This is a genomic window from Desulfosceptrum tomskiensis, assembly GCF_049818055.1.
GTDB lineage: Bacteria > Bacillota > Desulfotomaculia > Desulfotomaculales > JASEER01 > JBFLVT01.
On record NZ_CP187479.1, the window covers coordinates 1991854 to 2016989 of the forward strand.

At 60.1% G+C, this 25136-nt stretch carries 25 protein-coding genes, 1 riboswitch and 1 other annotated feature; of the genes, 2 read left to right on the top strand and 23 right to left on the bottom strand.

Annotated features, from left to right (window positions below; all coding sequences use genetic code 11):
• Positions 1-108: 108 nt before the first annotated feature.
• The 20 genes from ACPV0M_RS10105 to ACPV0M_RS10200 all read right to left on the bottom strand — a co-directional run bounded on the left by ACPV0M_RS10105 (position 109) and on the right by ACPV0M_RS10200 (position 21491).
• Positions 109-1713: a CTP synthase gene (locus ACPV0M_RS10105; RefSeq protein WP_425620519.1), complete on the bottom strand. Its 1605-nt coding sequence runs from the start codon at positions 1711-1713 to the stop codon at positions 109-111.
• A 24-nt stretch (positions 1714-1737) separates the two neighbouring features.
• Positions 1738-3426 carry an arginine--tRNA ligase gene (gene argS / locus ACPV0M_RS10110; protein WP_425620520.1) on the bottom strand — a complete coding sequence of 563 codons (1689 nt, stop codon included), beginning with the start codon at positions 3424-3426 and terminating at the stop codon, positions 1738-1740.
• A 272-nt stretch (positions 3427-3698) separates the two neighbouring features.
• Entirely contained in the window at positions 3699-4088 is a 390-nt protein-coding gene (locus ACPV0M_RS10115) for a type II toxin-antitoxin system VapC family toxin (RefSeq protein ID WP_425620521.1), read from the bottom strand.
• Positions 4073-4351: a YlcI/YnfO family protein gene (locus tag ACPV0M_RS10120; RefSeq protein WP_425620522.1), complete on the bottom strand. Its 279-nt coding sequence runs from the start codon at positions 4349-4351 to the stop codon at positions 4073-4075. The genes ACPV0M_RS10115 and ACPV0M_RS10120 overlap by 16 nt, the downstream gene beginning before the upstream one ends.
• 61 nt (positions 4352-4412) lie before the next feature.
• A complete protein-coding gene (locus ACPV0M_RS10125) occupies positions 4413-5510 on the bottom strand; it encodes a polysaccharide deacetylase family protein (RefSeq protein ID WP_425620523.1) in 1098 nt (365 codons plus the stop codon).
• Between the two features lie 185 nt (positions 5511-5695).
• Positions 5696-6283 (bottom strand): FG-GAP repeat domain-containing protein, encoded by a 588-nt coding sequence (locus tag ACPV0M_RS10130; protein ID WP_425620524.1) that lies wholly within the window; start codon positions 6281-6283, stop codon positions 5696-5698.
• On the bottom strand, positions 6280-8454 hold the full coding sequence (locus ACPV0M_RS10135) for a DUF3160 domain-containing protein (protein ID WP_425620525.1): 2175 nt from the start codon (positions 8452-8454) through the stop codon (positions 6280-6282). The genes ACPV0M_RS10130 and ACPV0M_RS10135 overlap by 4 nt, the downstream gene beginning before the upstream one ends.
• Positions 8455-8549: 95 nt before the next feature.
• Positions 8550-9443, bottom strand: coding sequence for an REP-associated tyrosine transposase (locus ACPV0M_RS10140; protein ID WP_425620526.1), 894 nt, complete (start codon positions 9441-9443; stop codon positions 8550-8552).
• 130 nt (positions 9444-9573) lie between these two features.
• Positions 9574-10773 (bottom strand): aminotransferase class I/II-fold pyridoxal phosphate-dependent enzyme, encoded by a 1200-nt coding sequence (locus ACPV0M_RS10145; protein WP_425620527.1) that lies wholly within the window; start codon positions 10771-10773, stop codon positions 9574-9576.
• Positions 10770-11258: an Lrp/AsnC family transcriptional regulator gene (locus tag ACPV0M_RS10150; RefSeq protein WP_425620528.1), complete on the bottom strand. Its 489-nt coding sequence runs from the start codon at positions 11256-11258 to the stop codon at positions 10770-10772. The genes ACPV0M_RS10145 and ACPV0M_RS10150 overlap by 4 nt, the downstream gene beginning before the upstream one ends.
• Before the next feature lie 152 nt (positions 11259-11410).
• Positions 11411-11634, bottom strand: a binding site (T-box leader).
• Between the two features lie 107 nt (positions 11635-11741).
• The gene (gene mgtE / locus ACPV0M_RS10155) at positions 11742-13097 is read right to left on the bottom strand and encodes a magnesium transporter (protein ID WP_425620529.1); all 1356 of its coding nucleotides are present in this window, start codon (positions 13095-13097) and stop codon (positions 11742-11744) included.
• Between the two features lie 263 nt (positions 13098-13360).
• A riboswitch (M-box (ykoK) riboswitch) is annotated at positions 13361-13570 on the bottom strand.
• 131 nt (positions 13571-13701) lie between these two features.
• Complete coding sequence (gene ypeB, locus ACPV0M_RS10160) at positions 13702-15036, bottom strand: germination protein YpeB (RefSeq protein WP_425620530.1); 1335 nt, start codon at positions 15034-15036, stop codon at positions 13702-13704.
• A gap of 51 nt (positions 15037-15087) precedes the next feature.
• Positions 15088-15669, bottom strand: coding sequence for a cell wall hydrolase (locus ACPV0M_RS10165; RefSeq protein WP_425620531.1), 582 nt, complete (start codon positions 15667-15669; stop codon positions 15088-15090).
• A gap of 307 nt (positions 15670-15976) precedes the next feature.
• Positions 15977-16660 carry a deoxyribonuclease V gene (gene nfi, locus ACPV0M_RS10170; protein ID WP_425620532.1) on the bottom strand — a complete coding sequence of 228 codons (684 nt, stop codon included), beginning with the start codon at positions 16658-16660 and terminating at the stop codon, positions 15977-15979.
• Positions 16657-16974 carry a divalent-cation tolerance protein CutA gene (gene cutA, locus ACPV0M_RS10175; protein WP_425620533.1) on the bottom strand — a complete coding sequence of 106 codons (318 nt, stop codon included), beginning with the start codon at positions 16972-16974 and terminating at the stop codon, positions 16657-16659. Before cutA ends, nfi begins: the two co-directional genes overlap by 4 nt.
• A complete protein-coding gene (locus tag ACPV0M_RS10180; protein ID WP_425620534.1) occupies positions 16971-18371 on the bottom strand; it encodes a cobyrinate a,c-diamide synthase in 1401 nt (466 codons plus the stop codon). Before ACPV0M_RS10180 ends, cutA begins: the two co-directional genes overlap by 4 nt.
• Positions 18372-18481: 110 nt before the next feature.
• Positions 18482-18799, bottom strand: a complete 318-nt coding sequence (locus ACPV0M_RS10185) for a TusE/DsrC/DsvC family sulfur relay protein (RefSeq protein ID WP_425620535.1) — start codon at positions 18797-18799, stop codon at positions 18482-18484.
• An 85-nt stretch (positions 18800-18884) separates the two neighbouring features.
• Positions 18885-20207, bottom strand: a complete 1323-nt coding sequence (gene dsrK / locus ACPV0M_RS10190; RefSeq protein ID WP_425622191.1) for a sulfate reduction electron transfer complex DsrMKJOP subunit DsrK — start codon at positions 20205-20207, stop codon at positions 18885-18887.
• A 75-nt stretch (positions 20208-20282) separates the two neighbouring features.
• Positions 20283-21044, bottom strand: coding sequence for a respiratory nitrate reductase subunit gamma (locus tag ACPV0M_RS10195; RefSeq protein ID WP_425620536.1), 762 nt, complete (start codon positions 21042-21044; stop codon positions 20283-20285).
• Positions 21045-21305: 261 nt separating this feature from the next.
• Positions 21306-21491, bottom strand: a complete 186-nt coding sequence (locus ACPV0M_RS10200; RefSeq protein WP_425620537.1) for an indolepyruvate ferredoxin oxidoreductase subunit alpha — start codon at positions 21489-21491, stop codon at positions 21306-21308.
• A gap of 580 nt (positions 21492-22071) precedes the next feature.
• Between ACPV0M_RS10200 and ACPV0M_RS10205 the strand changes: the two genes are divergently transcribed.
• Together ACPV0M_RS10205 and ACPV0M_RS10210 are read left to right on the top strand one after the other, a co-directional pair.
• Entirely contained in the window at positions 22072-22314 is a 243-nt protein-coding gene (locus ACPV0M_RS10205) for an FmdB family zinc ribbon protein (RefSeq protein ID WP_425620538.1), read from the top strand.
• Positions 22315-22317: 3 nt separating this feature from the next.
• The gene (locus ACPV0M_RS10210; protein WP_425620539.1) at positions 22318-23430 is read left to right on the top strand and encodes a DVU0298 family protein; all 1113 of its coding nucleotides are present in this window, start codon (positions 22318-22320) and stop codon (positions 23428-23430) included.
• A gap of 86 nt (positions 23431-23516) precedes the next feature.
• On the opposite strand, the gene ACPV0M_RS10215 is transcribed toward ACPV0M_RS10210, so the two are convergent.
• The 3 genes from ACPV0M_RS10215 to ACPV0M_RS10225 form a co-directional block, all read right to left on the bottom strand.
• Positions 23517-24155 (bottom strand): YkgJ family cysteine cluster protein, encoded by a 639-nt coding sequence (locus ACPV0M_RS10215; protein ID WP_425620540.1) that lies wholly within the window; start codon positions 24153-24155, stop codon positions 23517-23519.
• Positions 24148-24795 carry a tetratricopeptide repeat protein gene (locus ACPV0M_RS10220; RefSeq protein WP_425620541.1) on the bottom strand — a complete coding sequence of 216 codons (648 nt, stop codon included), beginning with the start codon at positions 24793-24795 and terminating at the stop codon, positions 24148-24150. The genes ACPV0M_RS10215 and ACPV0M_RS10220 overlap by 8 nt, the downstream gene beginning before the upstream one ends.
• Positions 24796-24873: 78 nt before the next feature.
• A complete protein-coding gene (locus ACPV0M_RS10225; protein ID WP_425620542.1) occupies positions 24874-25110 on the bottom strand; it encodes a dissimilatory sulfite reductase D family protein in 237 nt (78 codons plus the stop codon).
• Between the last annotated feature and the right edge of the window lie 26 nt (positions 25111-25136).

The window sequence follows — 25136 nt, forward strand, 5'->3', positions numbered from 1 at the left end:
CAATATCCGTCACTCGAACCCAGCCACAAAGCCTGCTTTTAAACCTCAATACCTTATATCCTGCATCTTAATCCAACGCCCAATACCTAACACCCGAAACAGGACCGGCTAGTCGGCCCTGTTCCGTAGGGCGGCGCCGACGAAGTCGCGGAAGAGCGGATGCGGGCGGTTCGGCCGCGACTTAAACTCCGGATGGAACTGCGTCGCGACAAACCAGGGATGATCGGCCAGCTCGATGATCTCTACCAGCCTGCCGTCGGGCGACAGACCGGTGAACTGCATACCCCACTCCATAAACTGGCCGCGGTATTCGTTGTTGAACTCGTAACGGTGCCGGTGCCGCTCGATGACCACGGTGTCGCCATAGGCACGGTGCGCCCTGGAGCCCGGCACCAGGTGGCAGGGGTAACCGCCTAGGCGCATGGTCCCGCCGAGGTCGGCGATGTTCTTCTGCTCGGGAAGGAGGTCGATGACAGGGTGTCTGGTGCCCGGGTCGAACTCAGGGCTGTTGGCCCCCTGCAGGCCTATGACGTTGCGCGCGAACTCCACGCAGGCCAGCTGCATGCCGAGGCAGATGCCCAGCATGGGGATCTTCCGCTCCCGCGCGTAGCGGATGGCCCGGACCTTGCCCTCCGTACCACGGTCTCCAAACCCGCCCGGGACCAGGACACCGTCGGCATCAAGGATGTAATCCTCCACGGCGTTGGTTTCCAGGTCCTCGGCGTTGACGTACTTGATTTCCACCCTGGCGCTGTTGGCGATACCAGCGTGGTAGAGGGCCTCGGAAACACTGAAATAGGCGTCCGGGAGGGAGACGTACTTGCCGACGAGGGCGATCTTCACGAAGTCCTTGGGGTTCTTGAGGCGGGCGACCATGTCCTCCCACTCGCCGAGGTTGGGGGGGCCGCAGACCAGGTTCAGTTTCTCAACGGCCACCTCGGCCAGCCCCTCCCGCTCCATCATCAGCGGCACGTCGTAGATCGAAGGGGCGTCGAGGGCCTGGATGACCGCCCTTTCTTCGGTGTCGCAGAAGAGGGCGATCTTGCGTTTCAGGTTGGGCGGGAAGGGCCTCTCGGTCCGGCAGACCAGGATGTCGGGCTGGATGCCGATACCCCTCAATTCCTTTACGCTGTGCTGGGTCGGCTTGGTCTTAAGCTCCTTGGCGGCTCTCACGTAGGGGACCAGGGTCACGTGGACGTAAAGAATGTGGCCCCTTCCCAGGTCGCTTTTAAGCTGGCGGATGGCCTCCAGGAAGGGCTGGGATTCGATGTCGCCCACCGTGCCGCCGATCTCGCCGATAACGACGTCGGCGCGCGTCTCCTTGGCCACCCTCAGGACCCGTTCCTTGATCTCGTTGGTGATGTGCGGAATGACCTGGACGGTCCCGCCGAGGTACTCCCCGTGCCTCTCTTTGCGGATGACCTCGGCGTAAACGCTCCCGGTGGTGACGTTGGAATAGCGGGTCAGGTTGATGTCGATAAAGCGCTCGTAGTGGCCGAGGTCGAGGTCGGTCTCCGCCCCGTCCTCGGTGACGAACACCTCACCGTGCTGGTAGGGGCTCATCGTCCCGGGGTCGACGTTCAGGTAGGGATCGAGCTTCATGATCGCCACCTTGACGCCGCGGCTTTTTAAAAGGCGGCCCATGGAAGCCGCCGTGATACCCTTGCCCAGTGACGAAACCACACCGCCGGTAACAAAAATGAATTTGGCCATGTTCTCCTCCCCACAATCCATCCTTTACATTCTATCCGGTGCCGCAACGCCCAAGAGGTCCAGAGCCCTGCGCAGGACGATGCGCGTAGCGTTCACCAGGATCAGGCGGGCGTCCTCCAGGGGCTCGTCCACCCCCAAGACCCGGTAGGCGTTGTAGAAGCTGTGGAAAAGCCCGGCCAGGTCGTGCACGTAGTACGCCACACGGTGCGGGGCCAGGTCCAGCGCCGCCTGCGCGGCCTCTTCCGGGAAGTCGGCCAGCCGGCGCAGCAGCGCCCTTTCGGCGTCCTCTTGCAGCAGGGTGAGGTCGACGTCCTCCGCCCGCGGCATCTCCTTACCCCTGGCCTCCAACTGCCGCAGGATGCTGGCGATGCGCGCATGGGCGTACTGGATGTAATAGACCGGGTTCTCGTTGCTCTGAGCCTTGGCGAGGTCAAGGTCGAAATCGAGGTGGCTGTCGGCGCTCCGGGTGACGAAGAAGTACCTGGCGGCGTCCTTGCCCACCTCGTCCAGGAGTTCGTCGAGGGTCACGTACTGGCCGGAACGCTTGGACATGCGCACGATTTCCCCGCCCCGGTAAAGCCGCACCAGCTGCATGATCACCACCTCGAGGGCGTCGGGGTCGTAACCCAGGGCGGCCATCGCCCCCTTCATGCGGGCCACGTGGCCGTGATGGTCGGCGCCCCAGATGTTGATCACCCACTGGAAACCGCGGTCGAACTTGTTCTTGTGGTAGGCGATGTCGGCGGCAAAATAGGTGGGCACGCCGTTGTTGCGCACGACGACCTCGTCCTTCTCCACCCCGAAAGCCGAGGCCCGGAACCAGAGGGCCCCCTCGTGCTCGTAAAGGTGCCCGCGCTCCCGGAGCAGGTTCAAGGTCTCCCGCACGGCCCCCGAATCGTGCAAGCTGCGCTCGGAGAACCAGACGTCGTAAGTTACGCCGAACTGCTCCAGGGTCTCCCGGATGGCCGCCAGTTTTTCGTCCAGGCCGAAGCGGACCAGGGCCTCGCGCCTTTCCCCGGCCGGCGCGGCCAGGTAACGGTCGCCGTGTAAGGCGATAAAGCGCCGGACCGTCTCGATCAAGTCCTCGCCGTGGTACCCCTGCTCGGGTACCGCTACATCCTGCCCGAAGGCCTGGAGGTAGCGGGCCTCCAGGGAAAGGGCCAGGTTCTCGATCTGGTGGCCGGCGTCGTTGATGTAGAATTCCCTGGTTACGTTGAAGCCCGCGAAGGCCAGGAGCGAGGCGATGCTGTCGCCGAGGGCGGCCCCGCGCGCGTTGCCCATATGCAAAAGGCCGGTGGGATTGGCGCTGACGAACTCCACCTGCACCTTGCGGCCCCCGCCGACCTTGCTGCGTCCGTAGTTTTCCCCGTGGGCTTCGATCTCGCCAAGGACGCCCAGCACCCAGCCGGGATCGAGGTAGAAATTAATAAAGCCCGGTCCCGCGATGCTGACTTCTTGCACCTGTGTGCCCGCCAGTGACAGGTGACGGACAATCGTGTCAGCGATTTGGCGTGGGGGACGCCGGGCTGGCTTGGTCAGGACTAAGGCCAGGTTGGTGGCGAAATCGCCGTGCTGCCGGTCTTTTGGAACCTCAACCGTGAAGGCGGGGACCGCAAATCCCTCGGGCAGTCCCAGTTCTTCACCGGACGCCGTCACGGCATTGCGTAGAGCCCGCTCGATACCTGCCCGCAGGCTCGCCAGAAGGAAACCCATTCCAGACCTCCTCGACTGTTATCAAGAGGGCTTGCTGCCTCTATTTGGTTGTCTCATGGTCAACCATATTTTTTAGCTTAATATGCGCTAACACCTCTGTCAAGAAGCCTGCTTCGAACCCGCCTCCGCCCTTGGGTCGGCGCGGGGGTGTAAGGTGATCTCTACCTAAATGGGGTCAGACTTATCGTTATTTATCGATACTCCTGTTTGCCTTCAACTGAAAAATGACTCAGGCTCAGAGGTCAAAAGGGGAAATAGGTCTCAATCCTTCATTAAAGGTCCGAGGGGTTAACCGCGACGACATCTGGGAAGTCTTTGGTATTGCTGGTGAGTACCTTGAGATTGCGTACCCTGGCCGTAGCCGCAATCAGAGCATCGGCCATTGCGATTGTGCGGCCCTGAGCCTTCCACCGCCGATGCAACTCTGCCGCTTCGGCCGCCACCGCAACATCAACCGGAACCACTTCCCAATGGGCCAGCAACTGCTCTACTGCTCCCCGTGCTCCTGCCGATTGCGCCCCGGTTAATAATTCGTGGTAGACGATAACGCTCGTACAGAGATCACCTGACCCCAACTGCTGCTCCAGCATGTCTTGGGTGGGCGCGGGCAACCGTCCGGTAAGATGGTCGATAAACACGCAGGTATCTACAAGGTACCCCATACCGGCACCTCACGCTCTTTGCCGCGCAGTTCCCTTACCCACTCGCTGCCGGGAGCGGCTGCCCATTCCGGGGCGTCTTCGGCCGCCAGCGAGCCTCGCAAAGCCCGGAAGCTCTCCAACGCCGCTTCGCGACGCAATCGTTCGGCAACAGCATGCACAATAAAATCCGTCTTGGTCTTATTATTCTTTTTTAAGTAAGCATCCATCTGCTTAATCAAGGCAACCGGCATCCTGATATGTATCATTCTTGTCTCCTGTTCCATTGTAACACCTCCTGTCTCCATATAGTATATCACCAATTGTTACGATTCTCCATGAACATTATCAATCGCCCGGGGCGTCCGGGCTTGCTTGTCCCAGGTTAACGGCAGGGCTTGCCCAGACAGGTGAAAGCCCCAATCCCAGGTCCGGGTCGCGGACCCAGGCGGGGAACCAGGCCGCCGGACCGCTGCGGCCGGCCAGGGGCGAACGCCCGGCCTTCTTGATCTTTTTGATCAGTTTATCCGTCGAAAGATCGGACCTGCCGGCGTTAATACGCTTTAGGTACAGCGGGTTCTGCCCCTCAACGTTTACCCCGTGCCGAACCGTGAAGAAATACCTGTATCCGTTTTCCCGGAGGATATCGATAAAGTAAGGGGTATAGGCGCCATAAGGATAGGCGAAAAACGGCGTTCGGATACCCAGATGCGTGCTGAAGACCTCATTGCTCAAGGCAATGTCTTGCCTGACGCGGTTCTTGTATTGCAGAAACGTCTCCTTCCAACCGGCAGCGGGATCGAAAACGAAGGCCACGGTCTGCGGCGCCGACGTTCCCGGCCCCGTGGGAGCCCGGCGGTGAAGGTCAAAAGTGTGCCCTCCGACGGCAAAAACACCGCTCCCGGCCATCTCGCGGAGCTGGTCCCAGGTCAGGTAACCCGGCCGGCCGACATACCCGGCGATCACAAAGACGATGGCTTTGGCCCCGTTTCCGGCAAGGGTCGGGTAGGCGTAGCGGTACGTCCCCTCGTAACCGTCGTCAAAGGTGATCAAGACGGCGTTGGGAGGAACGGCGGCCGTGCCGTCAAGGAAAGCGGCCATCTGTTCGGGGGAAATAAAGTTAAACCCGTTGGCACGCAGGGCCCTGATGTCGGCCTCGAACCGCGCGGGGGAGATCGTTCCCCGGCCCGGAGGCCCGCCGATGTTGTGGTACATCAGCACGACGACCCGGTCGCGGTAGTACGCCGGGGTCGCGTCCGGATCAACGTCGGGAACGGCCTCGACATCATCAAGAAGTGACACCACAGGGAGCCGGCTGACGCCGGGGAAAGCGCCGGCGAAGACATGCGGCGGGGAAAAGAAAGCCGGTACGCTGAAAAGCAGTACCGCCAGGGCCGACAGCACCAGCAGGGCTAGAAAACCAATTCTTCTGGTCGGGGTGGGCATTATCGTCTCACCTCGACTGGTCAATCGGTTAATTCAATTATATTCGACACCGGTCGCTATACGGAATGGCTATACAAGCGGCAGGGCCGGACAAGAAAGAACCGTTTTTCAACAGCCCATATGAGAGACGGGTCGCAGGAAGTTGGAAGTAAGATGAAGCGAGAAGTAAGATCGGGAGGCAGGAGTCACTCAATGTCCATACAGAGGCTGAAACCCCACCCGTCCCACCTCCAGACGGTGGTGCGGGCAGGTGCTTTCCTGTCCAGAGCGTAACGCTCACCGAAAGTCCTTCGGTACTCCCCTTCCTCGACAACCAGCTCGTTCAAACCGTTACTGTCAGCATCCCGGATCACGAAGGAGACAATCGGACGGTCGAGATCGGAGGAACACCAGACCGGCCGCAGGGCGTCACCCGTCAGCCGGTAGACGAAGAGGTGGTTCTTGTAGCTTCGGTCCTCGCGGTCCTCCCAGAAGGGCCTAACCGGGCCGAAGCTCCCTTTTTTCCACAGGGACATCACCAGGTCAGCGGCGCCGTCGTTGTCCACATCCCCCAGCGAAAAACCGTCCACACGCCATTCGGGAGGTGACTGCCAGAGCATCGCCTCCCCCTCCCTGACAGTAAGGCGGTGACCGGTGAGCAGGTAGCGCTCGGCATCCCCATCGCCGTCGAGATCCCCGGTTACAGTCCGGGATGCCGTGTCCCCGGCGCCGGGCAGCAAAACCAGCAGACCCATGATTGCTGAACAGACAAGTATCCTTAAGGTCCTGCTCATTGTCGCGGCGCCGTATATAACTTCGTCCAGGCGGGCTGTTGCGGAGCCTGGTCCTCGGCAAGCATAACCCGCCATTTCTGGTCGGTCAGGCGGTCTTCGGCCGGCCACGGGAACTCGTAGTAGGAGTAGACAGCGCCCCTGGCAATGCGCAGCTTGCCGTCTACAGGAACAACGGCGTAGATTTCGCTGACGTAGCCGGTGCCCGCCTCCAGGACCTGCCCGTTCGGATCGGTAGCAACGTCGGCAATCAGGCTGGCCGGGTTTTCGTAAACGGCGGAACGGTGGTCCACGCCCTCGTCCCCCAGGGCTTCCAGCCAGAAGTGCTCCAGGTGCCCGCCGAAGCCGCGGATGAGTTCATACTCTTCGTCGGTCAGGGACTCGTTGACAAGTTCCCTTTCGGCTATGGTCTTGAGCCTAAGAGCCAGTTCCTCCATCCGCTCCAGCGCAGTCTTGTCACGTTCGTTCAAGAGCCCCCGGCTTTCCAGCCCGTCAATGGTCATCCTGGTCAGTGCCGCAAGGCGGGCAAAGACGACGGGATTGGGTTCGACGTAGCCCCGGTCGTCGACCGGCTCCCCTCCCCCGCCCATCTCGGCGTAGACTTGCTTGGCGTAGAGGATGGTGTCGTGCTTGAATTCGGTCCAGCTTCCCAGGTAGGTCTCCAGTTGCTTGCGCGTCCACGCCTGGTTGGTCATGAACGAAGGATACCCCTTCCCTTTAGGTTCCGTCAGGGGCACCAGTGTATGCAGCCAGGACCAGTACAGGTTCTGCGTCCACGTCCCGGCGTCAAGCCTCCGCATATGGGTCTGCAGCTTGCACATGTTCTCGGGGTACTTTGCGTATCCGGTTTCGCCCATACCGTCCAGGATAGCGTAGGCCTCTTTCGACCCCATCGCCGCAGGGATGTCCAGGCCCTTGGGCAGCATGCGGCGCCGGCCCTGACTGTCTTCCCCCACTTCACGGTAGACTAGTCGCTGAAAGATAAAGGCGTCCAGGGTGAAGCGCTGGCCCATAAAACGGAAGCCCTTGATTTCCTTGTCGCGGTCGGGCTGGACGGTCTCGTCAAAGATCGGCATTGAATTGACGGCCGGAGGTTCCAGCTCGCGCACCGCGGCCAGGAAGGAGGTCCAAGCGTCCTGGTCGGCGGCAAGTTCCCTGGCCGAGGGCACACGCTCATAGGTTTTGTTCATCACCTCAAGGTACTGGAAGAATCCGAGGTCGTCGCTCTTGCCGACGAAGAAATTGGTGGGCTCGTAGATGCGGTTCCAGGAATCAAAGTGCTTCTTATTGCTGAGCAACACGGTGATCAGGGCGGCCGATTTGGTTTCGTCCTCGTTGACAGTCCGGAAAGTCAAGCGCCCGTACCACATCATCGCCTTGAAATAACTCTTGAGGTCATCAGACTTGGCGTAATGGCCGCGCGGGATGTACTGTGTGTAGTCCTCCTTGCAGGCATCCATCATATTGGGGTCGGCGCTGCCGATGTTCATCACCGGGGAGGGGATAAAGACCTCCCGGTGCTCCCTGATAAGCTTTAACTCGGCCTCCACTTCATTGCGTACATAGGAAGGCACGCCGGCCGAGGGATCCAAAAGCCTCGCGGCCACGGCAAAAAAGGCGACGTTGCGCCGGGCCGCATTTTCCCAGCCGGTTCCCTTCAGTTCCCCGTACTGCTCTTCGCTCCCCGCCAGCATTGACGCCGTGAGCGTCCGGAGTTCGGGGCGCAGCCGGTCCTTTTCCAGCGTGCGCAGGAGGTGGCTGAAGTACAGATGGTAGTTGTGCAACATCGCGTCGGTGGTGACAAAATTGGGAACGGGGACTTCCTCGTAGCGGTTCATCTCGTAGACCGGGAAAAACTCGAAGTGATTCTTGTTCGGCACCACCACAAACCCGTTTTGGATCAGCAGTTGACGGACCGCAGGCGAGAACGTGAAAAGCTCCTTGTTGGTCACATTCCCCAGGTCAGCAGCAACCCTGTAGGGCTTCACGGACGGTTTGACGTTGACCGGGACCTCGCGGTAGGCGGCGAACCCGGTGGCGGCGGCCGTGACTAAAGGCGGCCGTGAGGCCGCCGGCGAGGTGTTCCCGACTTCCCGGCGGCAGCCACCGGCCAAATTTACCAGCAGCAGGACGATAAGAAGGAGGCCAAAGGCCGGCGTTCTGAAACGGTTCATCCGATTACCCCTTTCGGCAAGGAAACAATGGGCGGTCCCTGCAGTCGTTTAACAAGTATAACCCTCCCAGTCTCCTGCTGGGGTCAGACTTATCGTTATTTATCGATACTCCTGTTTACCTTTAGCTCATTAACGATGGCCATCCACCGCTCTTCCTCAATAGGCGGACCGGATTCATCGATATCACGCAGCGCCGTGCTGACCTTGTCAATACCCTTATGAAGGAACTTGGCGACATCAACAACTCGATGACCGGCAACACGCACCGCAGTATACATGAACAACCTTCTGGCCCATACACATCGGCGGTCCCGTGCGCCACCAATGATACTCTCCCCAGCCACTTCCGCAACGCCACATACCGCTGCAAGCACAGCACTTAGATCTGCCTTAAGGGGTTCTGGCGGAGGTACCGCAGCGGGCCTGGCTTTCGGCTTCGGATGCGGATCAACACTGTTTTCAGACACCATTGACAGCCCATCGATATCCTTAACCCCGTACTCCATTAACAGATCCTGTACGAAGGAGCAGTCAACAAGACCGTCAGAGACCTGGCCAAGATAATACCTATGGCTCGACCAGGGATAATCTTCAGGGGTGCTGACGATTCCGGCATCCACCGGGTTGAGGTGAACGTAACGAACGGTTGCCAATAGATAGGCGTCATCCTCAATGAGGCTGGCTTTATACCGGCCCTGAAAAACATGTCCCACTTGGCCGTATTTCTTGTTCCACCATTGCGTGTAACATTGTTGAATACCCTGCATTGTCTTGCACAGTGGGATGGACCCTACCTGTAATAAAAGATGGACGTGGTTTGGCATCAGGGTAAAGGCGTGCACAGTTACTCCATAGCGTTTCCTGTACCTGTCAACTAATTGGAGATACTTGCTATAGTCTTCGTCCTCAAGAAAGACTTCTTCCTTACGGTTGCCTCTGGCCGTAACGTGATAGAACCCCTCATCCTGATGCAGACGCGGCTGACGCAAGAGGATCATCACTCCAATGTTAAGACAAGATAGCCTTAGGAAGACTATACCATATCGAATATCGACAAGTATCGATAAGTTTGACCCCATCAGTCCACGGGGGAGCCGGTGCGGCTCCCCCGGAACCTGCTCAGACCATATTTGCCGCCTGTTCCAGCCGGTAGCGGCGGACAAAGCGGCCCATACGCTTGAAGGCCTCGGTCAGGTTTTCCACCGAGGCGGCGTAGGAGATGCGGATGTGCCCCTCCCCCGAATCGCCGAAGGCGTTGCCGGGAACGACGGCCACCTTCTCCTCCATCAGCAGCCGCTCGGTGAACTCTTCCGAGGACAGTCCCGTCCCGCTGATGTCGGGAAAGACGTAGAAGGCCCCGCCCGGGTTGAAGCAAGGCAAGCCGATCTCTTTCAGGGCATTGATAACCAGGCGGCGGCGGTAATTGTACTGGCCGACCATGCGGCGCATCTCGTCGCGCCCGTTTTTCAGCGCTTCCAGGGCGGCCATCTGCGCGGAGATGGATGCGCAGAGCATGGTGTACTGGTGGATCTTGGTCATGGCCCCGATAAAGTCGCCGTGCCCGGCGGCGTAGCCCACACGCCATCCGGTCATAGCGAAGGCCTTGGAAAACCCTTGCAGCAGGATGGTCCGGTCACGCATGCCCGGCAGCGAAGCAAAGCACGTATGCTGTCCTTCGTAAGTCAGTTGGGCATAAATCTCATCTGCAATGACGATAAGGTCGCGTGCCGCCGCCACCTCGGCCACGGCTTCGAGTTCCCGCCTGGGCATGACGGCTCCGGTGGGGTTGTTCGGGTAGCAAAGGATAAGCGCCTTGGTCCTGGGCGTTACGGCCTTTTCCACCTGTTCGGCGCTGAGCCGGAAGCCCTGTTCCTTGGCCGTTTTGATCATGACGGGAATGCCCCCCGCCAGGAGCGTGCACGGCTCGTACGATACGTAAGAGGGTTCCGGGATCAGGACCTCGTCACCGGGGGCGACGACGGCTCGCATGGCCAGGTCGAAGGCCTCACTGACCCCGACGGTGACCAAGATCTCCGTGCCGGGGTTGTAGGCGACGCCGAAGGATTCCGCCAAGTACCCGGCCAACTCCTGCCGGAGCGCCGGCAGGCCGCTGTTGGCCGTATACATGGTGTAGCCTTTCTCAAGGGCGTAAATGGCCGCCTCCCGGATGTGCCAGGGGGTCACGAAGTCGGGCTCGCCCACGCCGAGGGAGATGACGCCCTTCATCTCCGAGGCGAGGTCGAAAAACCGGCGGATGCCCGACGGTTTGACGGCCGCAACGGTGGGGTTGAGACGCCCGACCCAGGAACGGTTCCTCATGGCGACATCACCAGCCTGTGGTCGTCCCGGCCGTCAGTAAGGATGACGCCGTCCTCCTTGAAGGTCTGCAGGACGAAGTGTGTCGTGGTATGGGTTACCCCGTCCAGCGGGGCCAGTTTGGTAGCCACGAAAAAGGCCACCTCCTGGATGGTCTTCCCTTCGATGAACACCGCGAGGTCGAAGGCGCCCGACATCAGGTAGAGGCTCTTGACCTCGGGATAACGCCCGATACGCTCGGCGATCGCCTGGAAACCCACCTCACGCTGCGGGGTGACGCGCACCTCGATCAGCGCCAGGATCCTTTCCTTGCCGACCTTTTCCCAGTTGACCATCGTCCGGTAGCCGAGGATGGTGTGGTTAGCCTCCAGTTCGGCAACGGCATCCCTCACCTCGGCTTCAGGACGGTCAAGCATGACGGCAATTCTCTCCGGGGTCAGCCGGGCATCGCCCGCCAGCAGCTCCAAGATCTGTAACTTATCCTCCACTTCGCCTTACCTCCTCTTTAGGACTTAGGACTTAGGATGTAGGACATTGATGGGCGTTCGCTGCGGCCAAGGCCTCGGCGCTTAAGTCCTGAGTCTTACGTCTTACGTCTGCTCCAGTACCGAACACCCACAACAAAAAACCCTCGTCCTATCTTAAGGACGAGGGTTTCTCCCGCGGTACCACCTTAATTGGCGCACAAAAGCGCCCACTCCGGCCCCTTAACGCAGGGCTTGCGGAAAAACATACTCAGGGCTTTTCTCCCTTTTCCGTTTTTCGGCTCCGGGGCGGCCGGGGCGTCTTCCTTGGCCGGGCTTACACCGCACCCCGGCTCGCTGGGCAAATCGGAACACCTTTCTTCCCCTTCAACGCCTTGCCGCTATTGTGTAACACCTTAGCATTGGGCCATGCCCTTTGTCAATAGGAAAACTACGCCGCGGCCGTAGTTTTCCTGGTGTAAGGTATTAGGTTTGGCGCACAGCGCCCTAAATGCCGAGTATCCACCGCGCGACTTGAAAGTAGATGAGCAGTCCGGTGGCGTCGACCAGGGTCGAGATCATCGGCGCCGAGAATACAGCCGGGTCGAAGCCAAGCCTTTTACCGATGATGGGCAGCGTCGCCCCCAGGCTCGAACTGAAGGTGACGATGGCAACAATGGCGAGGGCGACGGTGATACCCAGGCTGGGCGACTCGCCAAGCGTCAAGGCGCGTACAAACATCACCGTGCCCATGGTCATGCCCAGGAATATGCCCAGGCGCGCTTCCCGCCAGATAACCCGTAGGAAATCTCTCGTCGAGACCTCGCCGACGGCCATGGCGCGGATAACGAGGGTCGCCGCCTGGGAACCGGAGTTGCCCCCGGTGCCGATCAGCAGCGGGATAAAAAAAGCGAGTGAGACCGCTTTCTCCAGAGCGTCGGCCTGCCAGGCCAGGATATTGGAAGTAATGCCCCCGGCGATGAACAGAAGCAGCAGCCAGCCGATGCGCTTCCTGAACAGGTGCAGAAGGCTTGACTTCAGGTACGGCTCGTCAAGGGGCTGGCTGCCGCCGATGAGCTGGAAGTCCTCGGTGGCTTCCTCTTCGATGACGTCCAGGACGTCGTCGACGGTGACGATGCCGACCATCCTCCAGGCGTCGTCCACGACCGGAACAGCCACGAAGTCATAGTTCGCCAGAGTGTTCGCCACTTCTTCCTGGTCCGCGTGGGCCGACACGGAAACGACCTTGGAGTTCATGACGTCGGCAACCTTGGCATCGACCGGGGAGAGAATCAAATCGCGCAGCGACGTGACCCCCACCAGGCGACCCTTAGCGTCAAGGACATAGATATAGGACACGATTTCCGCCTCGCGGCCCACTTTGCGCACGTGATCCAAAGCCTGCTTGGCCGTCCAGTGCTCACGGGCGGCGATGTAGTCGACAGTGGCCAGGGAGCCCGCCGTGTCGTCCGGGTAAGCCATCAGGGCGGTGATCTGGGCCTGGTAGTCTTCCGAGAGCCAGCTCAGCAGGCGCTGTCCCTGGCGGGGATGGATGGCCATCACGAGGTCGGCCAGCGCGTCACTGGACATCGTGTTCACTATTTCACGCGCGAGTGTCTTGTCAAGGTCGTCCAGTATCCGGTATTGCTCGTCAAAAGGCAAATGCTCCAGGATTTCGGCCGTCAGATCGGCCGGAAGGCTGGAGAGCAGCTGGCGTTGCTCGTCGGGTTCCAGTTCCGGAAAGACCTCTGCCAGGTCGTAAGGCTGAAGCTGTTCCAGGAGTTCGGAAACGCTTTCTTCGGTAATTCCCGAGGCCAAGACCTCGCGGACGAAGGCAAGCGCGCTTTCTTTTTCCTCAGACACAGGCGGCACCCCCTCTCCTAAACCGGCGCTAAAGCGCCAGGCTTTTAGCGTTGAGCTTTGGGCATTGAGAGGTCTTTGAGGGGATTCAGCAAAGCTAAACCCCTTCTTTAATAACCCCAATAATAATCTCAGTGCTCAATGCTCAGTGCTTTTGACATGCTCAGTGCTATTTTACTGCCCGCTGCTCGCCAGCTATTCTCAGCGCCCAGTCCAAAAAATAAAGGCCTTTCCCATGATTCATAAGAAGGCCTGCGGGTTGACCAAGCCTCCTTCACTCGTCCGAGCTTTGGCTCAACACACGGCTAGAGTTTGCGAGGTGAGATGTGCGAAGTTAGTCGCTTCTCACTTCTCGGCTACTCAGCCACACTAGGTAAAACCTTATTTCGGTAGTACCTGCTGACCCGTTAGCGTCTCTCGACATGTCCGGGCAGTGGCTTGTGTCCGTGCAGTAGCCTCACCTAACGAAGATGGCCGACAAGCTATGGTGTTAACTTCAGACTAGCACTTGATGTCGTGGATGGCAAGATAGCAAATCGGAACTTGGTTTATGTTTAAAAAGGGGACGCGCCAGGCGTCCCCCCTTTGTGGCGTCAAGGGCTGCGGATTACATTGTCAAGATGCCTTCCCTGACGTCGACAAGCTGGAGGATTTTCACTTCCGCGCCGTTTTTGGCGTCGATGTAGACCAGGTAGTCGTTGGGACCGGACTTGCCCCTGAACTCCCAGGTGAGGACCTCCCTGCCGCCGTCGGTCGGGATGACTGCCAGGCGCGAACCGGTAACGGTGAGATTGGGGCTGAGCTTTTTGCGCGCGTCATCAACCGTTATCCTAGGCTGGAGATCGGTGCGCCGGTGATGCTGCATCAGGAATCCCCGCTGTTCAAGGCCGATGACCTGCCCGTTGTCCAGGGCCACCGTAACCTTGATCAGGTCGGGGTACATGACGACACCGTTCTGGCGCGTGGCAAAATTGAAGGTTATGGCGTTTTCCTGGCGTTCAAAATAACTGGGCTCCACATCGGCCTTGCCGCGGGCGGCGAGGTAGCGCTCCGCCCTGGCCCGCGCGGCCTCGGCGCTGATCCTGGCGGAACGAGGCAGTCGGGTGGAGAGGAACCAGACAGGCTCCCCGCCCTTCTTAGCGATATCCATCGTAATCCGTTCCTGCGCCCGGCCCCTGCTCCCGACCACTTCGACCCGGTAAGCCGGGATAGCTCCCCGGGTCTGCCCTATCACCTGCGCGGTATAGGTAACTCCGGGCAGGCGGTCGACGGCGCGGATGGCGGCGGTCCTGGCCTCTTCGCCCGTTATTGTCCGGCCGGTCAAACCCAGCGGGTGCGGGCGCTCGAGGTGGTCCGAAAAAGGACCGTCATAGATGAGCGTCGGGAAGACCTCCATCTGGCGGTTGATGCTTATGAAGTCCTCTTCCCGCGGTTCGGGCACCTGCGGTTTTTTGAGGGCAGTCCGCTGCCTGAGCGCGCCTCTGATGTCCCAAAAGTCGGCCCCGGTTTGCTGCACCTGCCTCTCGACGTCGTGCAACTGGGTGTTCAGGACGGCCGCCTGCTTTTGCAGTTGGCGAAGGGTATCGCGGGTTTCCGCGGACGGTTCCTTTCCCTGGGCTATCCCGCGCAGGACCGACCCCGAATAATCGGCCACCTGATTGAGATACTTCATCGTCCGCAGGAGCGTCACATCCTGGACCGGCAGCGAGCTCATCTCGCGCTGCGCCAGCAAGGCCGTCTGGCGGATCTCGGCGAAAACCGAGGCGTCGAAGGGCGGTGCGCCGGACACCAGGCCTTTCCCCAACAGGGCCTCCAGCGTCTGAACGTCGTGAAGCGTTTGGTAAAAGGCGCGCTGGTACTGGTTGTTGAGCTCGGTTGTAACGGCTTGCGCGGTGCGCTGCTGGTCAAACCCCCAGGCCCATACAGCCCCTAGAAGCAGCAAGCCTAGACCAACCGGGAGCGTCCATCGTCTCAATGCAGTATTTCCCCTTTCTTAACGGGCAAACACGTGCCGCCCGATCTGGGTGATGATGCGCCGGGTCCAGATCCAGGGCGATACGGGTTTGCTCGGGTTCCAGAAGTAAATGGCTCCCCCCGTGGGGTCCCAACCGGCCAGCGCCTGGCGGGCGGCCCGGTAAGCTTCGGCGGAGGGCGGCCTTCGCCAGATCAGGCCGTTGGAGACCGATTCAAAGGCGTGCCGCTGGTAGATGACCCCGGGTAGCGTATTGGGGAACGAAGCATGCCGGACGCGATTCATGATTACGGCGGCGACGGCGATCTTGCCAATGAATGGTTCACCCGCCGCCTCTCCTTGAATGACCCGCGCCAGCAGGTGGATGCTGTCGCTTCTGCTGAATTCCGCTTCGGCCACCTCGGGTATGCCGAGACCCAAGGACGGCCAGGCACGCCCGGCAACCGGTACGGTTGCCGGAACACCGTTGTAGGCCGCCTGGTATCTTTCACCTCCCCACGGCAAGGCTGACTGTCCGCCGACCCCGGACTCGAGGGCCAGGGCCACGGCACACGTCACCGCCAGGACGGCCAATGCCGCCATCACCTTCCACTTGTGACGCATATAATCCCTCCTAAAAAAGTTAGTATTCAGCGCTCGGCATGCAGCACTCGGATAAAGCTAAGCCAGATCAAAGGGGTCGGCAAAGTCGACCTCATAGTCGTTAGTAAGGCATAAGTAGTGCATAATCCGAGCTCTAACAGTGTTAAGGCAGCGGGCGAAGCCCGCTTTTGTGGTTATTCTGCTTAAGAAGCCTGTGCAAAATTCAGGCTGCAATAAAAAAGAGCCCCTGTGGGCTCTCGCGGGCTAATTCAGTAGCCAATAGCCGGTAGTTGGTAATAGAAGGGATTCGCGATGCGAATCCCTTCTATTACACGTGTTCCAGCCGAAGGCGGTTAGACTCGATGTGGGCCAGCCGCGTCGGCTCCGGCAGCCGGTAGCCTTTCAGGCAGCGCAGGACCAGATCTTTCGCCGCGTCCAAATCCAAACCGTACCCTACCGAAACGTAGACCGGCTTGACCCGCCGCCGCGTTCGGAGAAGGATGCCGACCACCTTCCCCTTGTACTCCAGGGGGCTCGAATCTCCGGGCTCCGGGCCCGGGTCCTCGCCCCCGCCCACCAGCAGCGACTTAGCCACCCCGACCGTGGGGCAGCCGAGGATAAGCCCGAAGTGGCAGGCGATCCCCATCCCGCGGGGATGGGCGATGCCATGTCCGTCAAAGAGGACGGCCCGGGGGACATTCCTCAGGCTCGCGAAGGCCTCTTCCAGCGCCGGGCCTTCGCGGAAGGCGAGGAGCCCCGGGACGTAGGGGAAATCGGCCTCTCTGACCGCGGTCGCCATCTCTACAGTCTCCAACCGGGGGTAGCTTAAGACAACAACGGCCGCGAACACCGTGTTGGTCGCCCGGTGGAAAGACACATCCGCCCCCGCCACCAGTGACAGGTCATCCATTGCCAGTTTCCCGGTCAGGCGCAGTCTCCCGCGCAGTTCATCCTGAAGGGCGACGGCCTCCCGCGGCGCAAGGCTCCAGGGATGAACATATTGAAACTTCACGGACGTACTTCCGCGGCCAGCCATTCCAGGTATGCCGGCAGCCCCTTGGCGACTTCGAGGGCGAGGATGGCCGGCACCTGGTAGCTGTGCCGCTCCTTGACCGCCGCTATCGCCCTGTCCGCCATTGCCGAGGAGGTCTTGGCGATAATGACGGCCTCCTCATCCTCGCAGATTTTTCCCTCCCACCAGTAAGTGGAGAGGATGCGGGGAATGACGTTGGCGCAGGCCACCAGGCGTTCCTCGACGAGGCTTTTGGCCAGTTTTTGGGCCTCCTCCACCCCGCTTGCTGTAATGTACAAGACAACGGCGCTCACTTTCTCGCTTCCCCCTTCCTCAACCTGTACTCGGCGGCCCGGCGGACAAGGTTAGGCGCCCACTCGGGGACGCTCAGGGCATGGATGTGGGCATAGGCGGCAAAGGTGTTCTTGTACACCAGCCCGTCGTGCAGGCCGTCAATGCCGTAACCCTTATGGACCTTGAGCGCGAAGGAGACTTTGCTGAAATCGATACCGGCAAGACTGGAGTGGTGGAATTCGTGCCCCTTGATCAAGGCCCCCCGCGGGAAGAAGGCATTCGGGCCCACGACCTCCATCAGCATGTACCCGTGCCCGCGAGGTTTTTCGTCCAGGTCCACGTCGAAGGGCAGGGCCCCGGCCATGCAGTACTCCTTCCCCCGCCACGTCAGCGAGCGTCCCAGGTACATCAGGCCGCCGCACTCGGCGTAGACCGGCATGCCGTCCTCCACGCCGTCGCGTACGGCCTGCCGCAGCGCCGCGTTGGCTTCGAGTCGGGCCGCGAAGATCTCAGGAAAGCCGCCCCCGATGTACAGGCCGTCAACGGGCGGCAGGGTATCCTTCAAGCTGTCGATGAAAACCAAGCGCGCGCCGGCCAGCGTCAGCTGTTCCAGGTTCTCCGGGTAATAAAAACTGAACGAGCGGTCGCGCAGCACGCCGATCCAGGGCCCGTCACCGTCTTGCCGGACGGCGGCGGCTCTATCCGGCGCGTCCAGCGGCGGAGCCGAACGGGCGATGTCCAGGATGCGGTCGATGTCCAGCCGCTCTTCGGCGTCGGCCGACCACGCCTCGATCGCCCGGTGCAACCGGCGGTCTTCCTCGGCCGGGACCAGCCCCAGGTGGCGGTCCGGCACCGCATACTCCTTCATCTTCGGGAACACCCCGACCACGGGTAGGCCGCAATAGCGGTCGACGGCCGCCGTCAGCATGTCCCTGTGCCGGGGCCGGGCCACGTTGTTGAGCACGACGCCCGCCAGGTTGACGTCGGGGTCCAGCTGCTGGCATCCCAGGACCACGGCGGCCACGCTGCGCGTCATGCGCATCGTGTTCACGACCAGGATGACAGGCGCGCCCAGGACCTTGGCCAGCTCGGCCGTGCTCCCGCTGCCTTCCAGGTCGAGCCCGTCGAAAAGCCCCATCGCCCCCTCCACCACTGCGATGTCGGCGTCCGCCGAGCTCGCGGCGACCGACGACCGGATGGCGGCGGGCGTCATAAGGTACAGATCCAGGTTGCGGCACTGCCGCCCGGCGACCCGCGAAAGCCAGCTTGGATCGATGAAATCGGGGCCCTTCTTAAACGGTTGGACCGCAAGGCCCCGCCGGCGCAGGGCGGCCAGCAGGGTCGCCGTTACCGTGGTCTTCCCCGAACGCCCCTGGGGGGCGGCGATGACAAGCCGCGGACGATTCTGTAATACCAAAGAAACACCTTCTTAATTGAGCACTGAGCGTTGGGCACTGGGACGTTATAGGGAGACGCAAATAACCCGGGGATTGCTACCCCGGGTTATTTTTCCCGCGTCTTAAGTCCCTACACGCAGCCGGTCGGCTTCGGAAGGCCGCCGATCTTGCATGCGCCCTTTGCCGGGCCGGACGGGAACAGCTCGTAGATCTCCTTCAGCGAAATACCGGTGTCCTTGCACATCTTGCGGATCATCGGAGCGATACCGTTCTTGGCATAGTAGTCCTTGAGGTAGTTGACAACCTGCCAGTGCTTCTCGGTCAGTTGCTCGATGCCCTCGGTCTTGGCGAAGTAGTCAGCGAGTTCGGGGAACCAGGTATTGGGGTCAGCAAGGAATCCGTCCTCGTCAACCTCAACTTGCTTGCCCGCAACTTCAATCATCGGCATTTGGAAACATCCCTCCTACTAAAATATGGATTGCTTTTTTATTGCAGCTCTGGCCTTGGTATTAGAGTAGCCTGAAAGGTGCTACTTAATCCCATACCAGCGCGTTGCCCACAAGGTCGATCAATCCGTGAACCTCTACAGGCAGCTTGTGCTCTTTGACCATCGGATAGAGCTGAGCCTTGCAGATTGAGCAGGGCGCGCACAGGATTTCGGCCCCGGTCGCGCGAACCTGATCGGCCTTCTTCTGGGACGCCTGAATACGGTACTGGTACATGTCCGGATCGTCGAAAAGAATGCCCGAGCCGCCGCCGCAGCAGAAGTTCTGTTCCTTGTACGGCGTCATTTCCACAAAGTCGGTCGTGACGGCGCGGATCACGGTGCGCATGACGTCGCAGTGCCCGCACGCGCGGACGTAGTTGCACGGGTCGTGCAGCGTGACCTTTCTGGAGTTCCTGGTCGGGTCCAGTTTAAGCTTGCCGGCCTCGATGAGCGCGGCGACCTCGTCGTGGATGTGGGTGATCGGGATCCGGCGGCTGCCCACGTAGTCCGACATGGTCGGGATGTACATCTTGGCGGCGCGCCAGCCGTGGCCGCACTCGCCCCAGACGATCTTCTTGACGCCGAGCTTGACGGCCTCCTCGAAGAGCCTGCTCACCAGCTCGCGCTGGATGCGGTTCTGGTCCATGAGGTAACCGAAATTGCCGGCCTCGGTCATCCGGCTGGTCATCGTCCAGTTCGCACCGACGTACTTGAAGAACATCGCGGCGCCCTTGAGCGTGCCGGGGTTCAGCATGAAGTCAGCCGAGGACGGGATATACAAGATGTCGGACTCCGGCTTGTCGACCGGGAACTCGACGTCGATACCGTAATCGTCCTTAATCTCTTCGGCTAGGAACTCCAGGGTGTCCTCGATGCCGGCCTTGGTCAGGCCCATGTGGTTGCCGGTCTTGAGGATGGCGCCGGCGGTGGCGGTGTGCAACTGCGGACCGATACCCAGCCAATAAAGAATCTGGCGGCCGACCATGGTCACCTCGCAGGTGTCGATGCCGAACGGACAGGTGTGCCCGCACCGGCGGCATTCCGAACACTGGTAGAAGTAGCTGTACCACTTCTCCAGCATCTCCAGGGTCAGCTCCTCGGCGCCGACCAGCCCGCCGAAAAGACGGCCCTGAACGGTGAAGTAGCGCTTGTAAACCTTGCGGATCAAATCCGCGCGGTTCGCCGGGATATTGTAGGGGTCCTTTGTGCCCAGGTAGGTATGGCAGTTCTCAGCGCAGAGGCCGCATTTCACGCAGCTCTCCATCGCCATAACAAAAGAACGTACTTTTTTCCTGAATTCATCGATATGCTGGATGGCCGCTTCCACTTTCTTGTCATCCGGAACGGGGTCGCAGCCAACAGACCTCATCAGTGCTTCGTTCGCCTTTTTGGGCTGTCTCAGAGCGTTTGCACTCACTAAACAACGCACCCCCTTTCTAAACGGTTAGGGCTGGATCTGCGCGCCAGGCAGACCGCGGGGAGCCTCCCTGTACGGGCGGTTTACAATCCACCGCTCCCAGAACATGCCGAAGGTATGCATCAGCTTGGAGAACGGGAAGATGATCATCAGGATCTGTACAAACAGGAAATGGTAGAGGAAGAACGGGTTGTCCGGTAATGGAACCGGATTAAAGGTAAACAGTCCTGCCAGGACATCCCTGGCTACCTGATAGGGTACGCTAAAATCGGGGACGTTGCGCATCCAGTTGCCGATGGAAACGATGGTCAGCAAAAGGAACAGATGCAGGTAGTCGCTGGTGGCGCTCACCAGTTTAACCTTTTCAACGGCAAAGCGCCGGTAGAGCAGGATCAGAATAGCGGCGAACAGCAGCCAGCCGAACACCGTGCCCAGGAAGTCGGACGCCAGCTCACTTTGGTGAAGGGTTACCAAGTTGGGAGCCCAAACGTGGAAATGCTCACCGACCCAGTAAAAGCCGGTGACGTGCCCGCCAAGGATGTTGATCAGGGAGAAATGGAGCAGGAAAGCCCCGATCCACAGGCCGCGGTCGAACTTGAGCACGTTCCACATCGTCAGAAGCTGTACAACCGGGTGCATGACGGCCTCAACCCAGTTGCTGGGGAAAGGCGAAAGAGTGATGTTATGGACGATGCGGGGGATCATCCAGCGCCAGATACGCCAAGTAATGCCGCCGAGAAAAATAGCCACAGTGATGTACGGCAAAATCTGGCCGACAAATACTTCCATTGGCACACCTCCTTAAGGAGAAAGTGGCGCAACGGAGAGCGCGGTGCTCTCCGTGCTGAGAACCGTTTAAGAATTTCATTAGCCTCGCTCAATATAAGTCAGGACATTTAGAGCGCCGTGCAGAAGCTTTTTTCCAGACCCTCTGACGGCGGCGCAAAGCTTCCCGTCGTTCCGGCCATAAGCAGTTGGGTTTGCGCAGCCTACTGGAAGCTTATCTCTCCCTTTCACCTCCCGGTACCGGGTAATCGCCTGTGAGAGGTGTTACACCTCACTCAGCGAGGGGGCACCGTTCGGACAGACGGTAACACAGGTCTCGCAACCCATGCAGTCGGTGGATTCGTCGACGGCGGCCTTGCCGTCTTGCAACACCAGACACTGGGCCGGGCAGGCCTCGACGCATTCTCCGCAGCCGTCGCACTTGTCCTGGTCGATGGTCACTACGAACATAGGAATACCTCCTTACCCCTACATAAAGTGATTTTAGTGATTCGTCAGTTGATCCACCAATCAGCGGATAACCTTCTTCCAACTATGAATGTAGCCTATTACAGAAAACAGGTCAAGCCTTAAGGATTGCTCACAAAATCACAATCAAGAAGCATACCGATCCCTCCCGGATCGTATGCTCACTGAACCTTATTTTTAGCCATTGTCCGGTATGCCGGGATTTTCACGTTAGCCCCAGGAAAATGGAGTGCTGTACCCGGTTGCGCAACCTTTGAAACCCATGTTAAATGTTCGTTATCCACGGGTATAATCCTTCTGCTGGCACATAACTTTTTTTGACACCTCTGCTGCTATCCAGTCCGGCCGCCCGCCTCGGCGAGGTAATGCCTTGAGGCCGTCCACGGCCATTTTTACGCCGCCCGTTCGAGAGAGGGATCCGCCCGGCAGCATCCTTACGAGTTGCAAGGGCCGCCTCCCCCGTGGTAAATTTATTCTCGTATACGGGAAGCGCGAAGACAAACGAAACAATCCAGGGCACGACCGGTCGCGCTTAGTTTAATTCAAGGGGTGATAAGGGAACATGCCCATTTATGAATTCCGTTGCGCCGCTTGCGGGAGGCTTTTCGAAAAGCTTTTCCGTGACGCCGGCGAAAAGGTGGAGATCAAGTGCCCCGATTGCGGTTCGGAGGAAGCCGACCGGGTGATCAGCAGAGCCAATGCCGTTATGGGCAGCGGCAAAGGAAAGAAGGCCAAGCTGACCACCAAGTCTTGCAGCCCCGGAAGCTCGTGTCATACCCTGGAAATACCCGGAGCGGGGGACTGAAAGATGCGGCCATCGGTCGAACAGACTTCGGCAGAGGCGGCGTGCCCTTTTTGCGGTTTATCCATCGAAAGGCCGCAGGAAGTAGAGGATGGCGCGGCCCGGGAGATGCCCGTGGGGCGTTGCGCAAACTGCGGCGCCGTCTATGTTTGCGATGTTACCGGCCACAACCTGGGGGAGGCTTTTGCCGAGGCGCTGGTTTTCGCCTGCGACATGGACTGGGACCTCGCATGGGATCTCTTGCCCGAAGAGGATTACCTCCACAAAATCGTCGAGGGGTATGACCTCGAGACCAACCGGATTTATCCGGAAAAGGTCCTGGCGGGCCGCGCAGTAAAAGGAGCTCTCTCCTTTGTCAGACTGCACCAGGATATTCGGGAAGTAAAGGAAGAGGGCGTGCTCCAAAGGCTTTCGCAAAGCAGGGCCGCGTCCCCCGGCAAGACGGCGGGCGACGAACCGGAAGCCGCCGGAGAAGAGCCGCGGAAGCTGACCAAAGAAGAGGTCGAGCGCTGCATCAGGGAGTACCGGCTGGAACCGGTTGTCGCATCCGCCCGGCTCGACAAGAAGACCGGCAGGTACATCCAGCGGCTGCTGCATTCGAACGACGAGCTGCTCCGCCTGCGGGCGGCGGAGGCCCTGGGCAGGGTGGTCACGGTGCTGGCCCCCGTCGATCCCACCTCGGCCGTGGCTATTCTGCGAGGACTGTTTACTCCCTTTGAAACCTCCAGCGCCTCTTATTGGGGGAGCGTCGACGCCATCGGGGAGATCATGGCCGCGGCGCCGGGCCTCTTCGGGGGCTACCTCCCCCGGCTCTTCCCGCTGCTCGAAGACGACGCCCTGCGGCCGGTCGTGCTGCGGGCCTTAACCCGGATCGCGCAGGAAAGACCCGACCTTGCGGGGAAGGCGACCAGGCGGGTCAAGCCGTTGCTGGACAGCCCCGACCCCGAGACCAGAGGGAACGCGGTGCGTTTCTTCGGCTGCCTGGGAACGGGCGGCGTGCGGGAGCGGCTGCTGGAACTGCAAAATGACACTGAAGAAGCCAAGGTCTACAAGGAAGGAGCGCTTGTCACCAAGACCATCGGCGAACTGGCCAAACTAGCGCTGAGCGCTGAGCACTAAGGTTCGCTAGGCGGGCCGCAGTTCGCTTTAACCGCCAGCTTCAGGCCGCCTACGGCAGCCTTTAACGGCCTTCACCGGGGCCTTTTTTATTCCGGCACAAACTCGCCGCGCAGGAGGCTTTCCAGCGGCGTTTTCAAAGCAGCCGCCACGGGGATAAGCAGGGCCGCACGGTCCAGGTCGTCCTCCCCGTCCTTCTGCAGGAGGGATTGGGACATCTGATACAGTTCCCTGTGCAGGCGGTCGAGGTTAAAAGCCGGATAAGGCCGGCCGGGGGCGAAGGCCGCCTTCCAGCACGCCCGCCCGACACCCTGAACGGTGGTGGGGATGCCGTAAACGCGGCAGGTAACCGGTCGAAAAGGATAAAGGGCACAGTCGCCCTCGTCGCTGAGGAGCGGGCACCTGACGCGTTCTCTGGCCATGGCGTAGGACTGCATCTCGGGGTCGTCAGAAAAGGCGTCGTTCAACTTTTCCTGGAGCTGCTTCAGCCGCTCCTCGGCTTCGTCGGCCCGTTGCAGGATTTCCTGCTGCAAGGACGGGTCGAGTTTATCGAACCGATCCTTTAGGTAGGCCGCTTCGACCGGGAAAAGTCCGAACAGGGCGTGACAGCAGTCCGTGCAGCCCCGCTCGCACTTGACGGCGTCGGCGTACTCGCGCTGCATCCTCTCAAAGGCCAGGTCGGCCGCCAACCCCAGCTGCTCGTAGCGGGCAAACAGCTCATCAAGCATCGCCGTCCCCGCCTCGCTCTCCGCGGTAGGGTTCCAGTTCCTTGAGGAAGTCGGGATGGATCGGGTAACCGTACGCCATGGCCAGGTCGACGTGCTTCACGGCCTTGGCATGCTCACCCTGCAGGTAATACGCGTAGGCCAGGTTATTGTGGCCCAGGCCGAAATTAGGCGCCAGGGCCACCAGTTTTTCACCGGTCCGGACCGCCTGCTCGACGTCATCCTTCTGCAGGTAGGCGCTGACGAGGTTGGCCCAGGCCTGGACGATCTCGGGGTTCAACTCAATGGCCTTTTGCAGGGCATCAATTGCTTCCTCGGTCCGGACCTCCTGCAGGTACGCAAAGCCGAGGTTGGCGTACCCACGCGCATAGCGGGGTTCGATCTGGACCGCCCTGCGGTTAGCTTCGATCACTCCCTCGAGATCGCCCTTCTTGTAGAAGATGTAACCGAGGTTCACCCAGGCCTCAAACATGCGGGCGCCATCCAGGATGGCATCCTTGAAGTACCTCTCCGCCTCGTCCAGCCGGCCCTCCTGCATAGCCACTACGCCCAGGTTGTAAAGGGCCGTTGCGCATTCCGGATTGTCTTTAAGTATTTGCTTCTGCTCTTGGATCCAGCTTTCAGAATCTCTGGGTTCCGGCACCGGCTGTTCACTCCTTCCATACAAGGAAAAGGCCGCCCGCCGGCAACGGGCGAGCGGCCTCAACGAATCAAGTAAATCTTAATCCATGTCGGAGGTTTCTCCCTGGCGGCTGGCCAGGACGTACATAGTGGTGCTGCCGGTCATAAAGTAGGCGACTGTCCCCTCGCTGACCAGCTCGTTGCAGGCTTTCTTAACGTCCCGCATACCGGCCCCGGGAATCTGCTTCTTGACGGCAGTCTCCAGGTCCTTGAAGTAGTGTTTGGACTTCTTGGCGTTGGTTAGGTAATCCACAATGATTTTCTTAATCTCGTCCACTCATCAAACCTCCCCTCAAATATTGT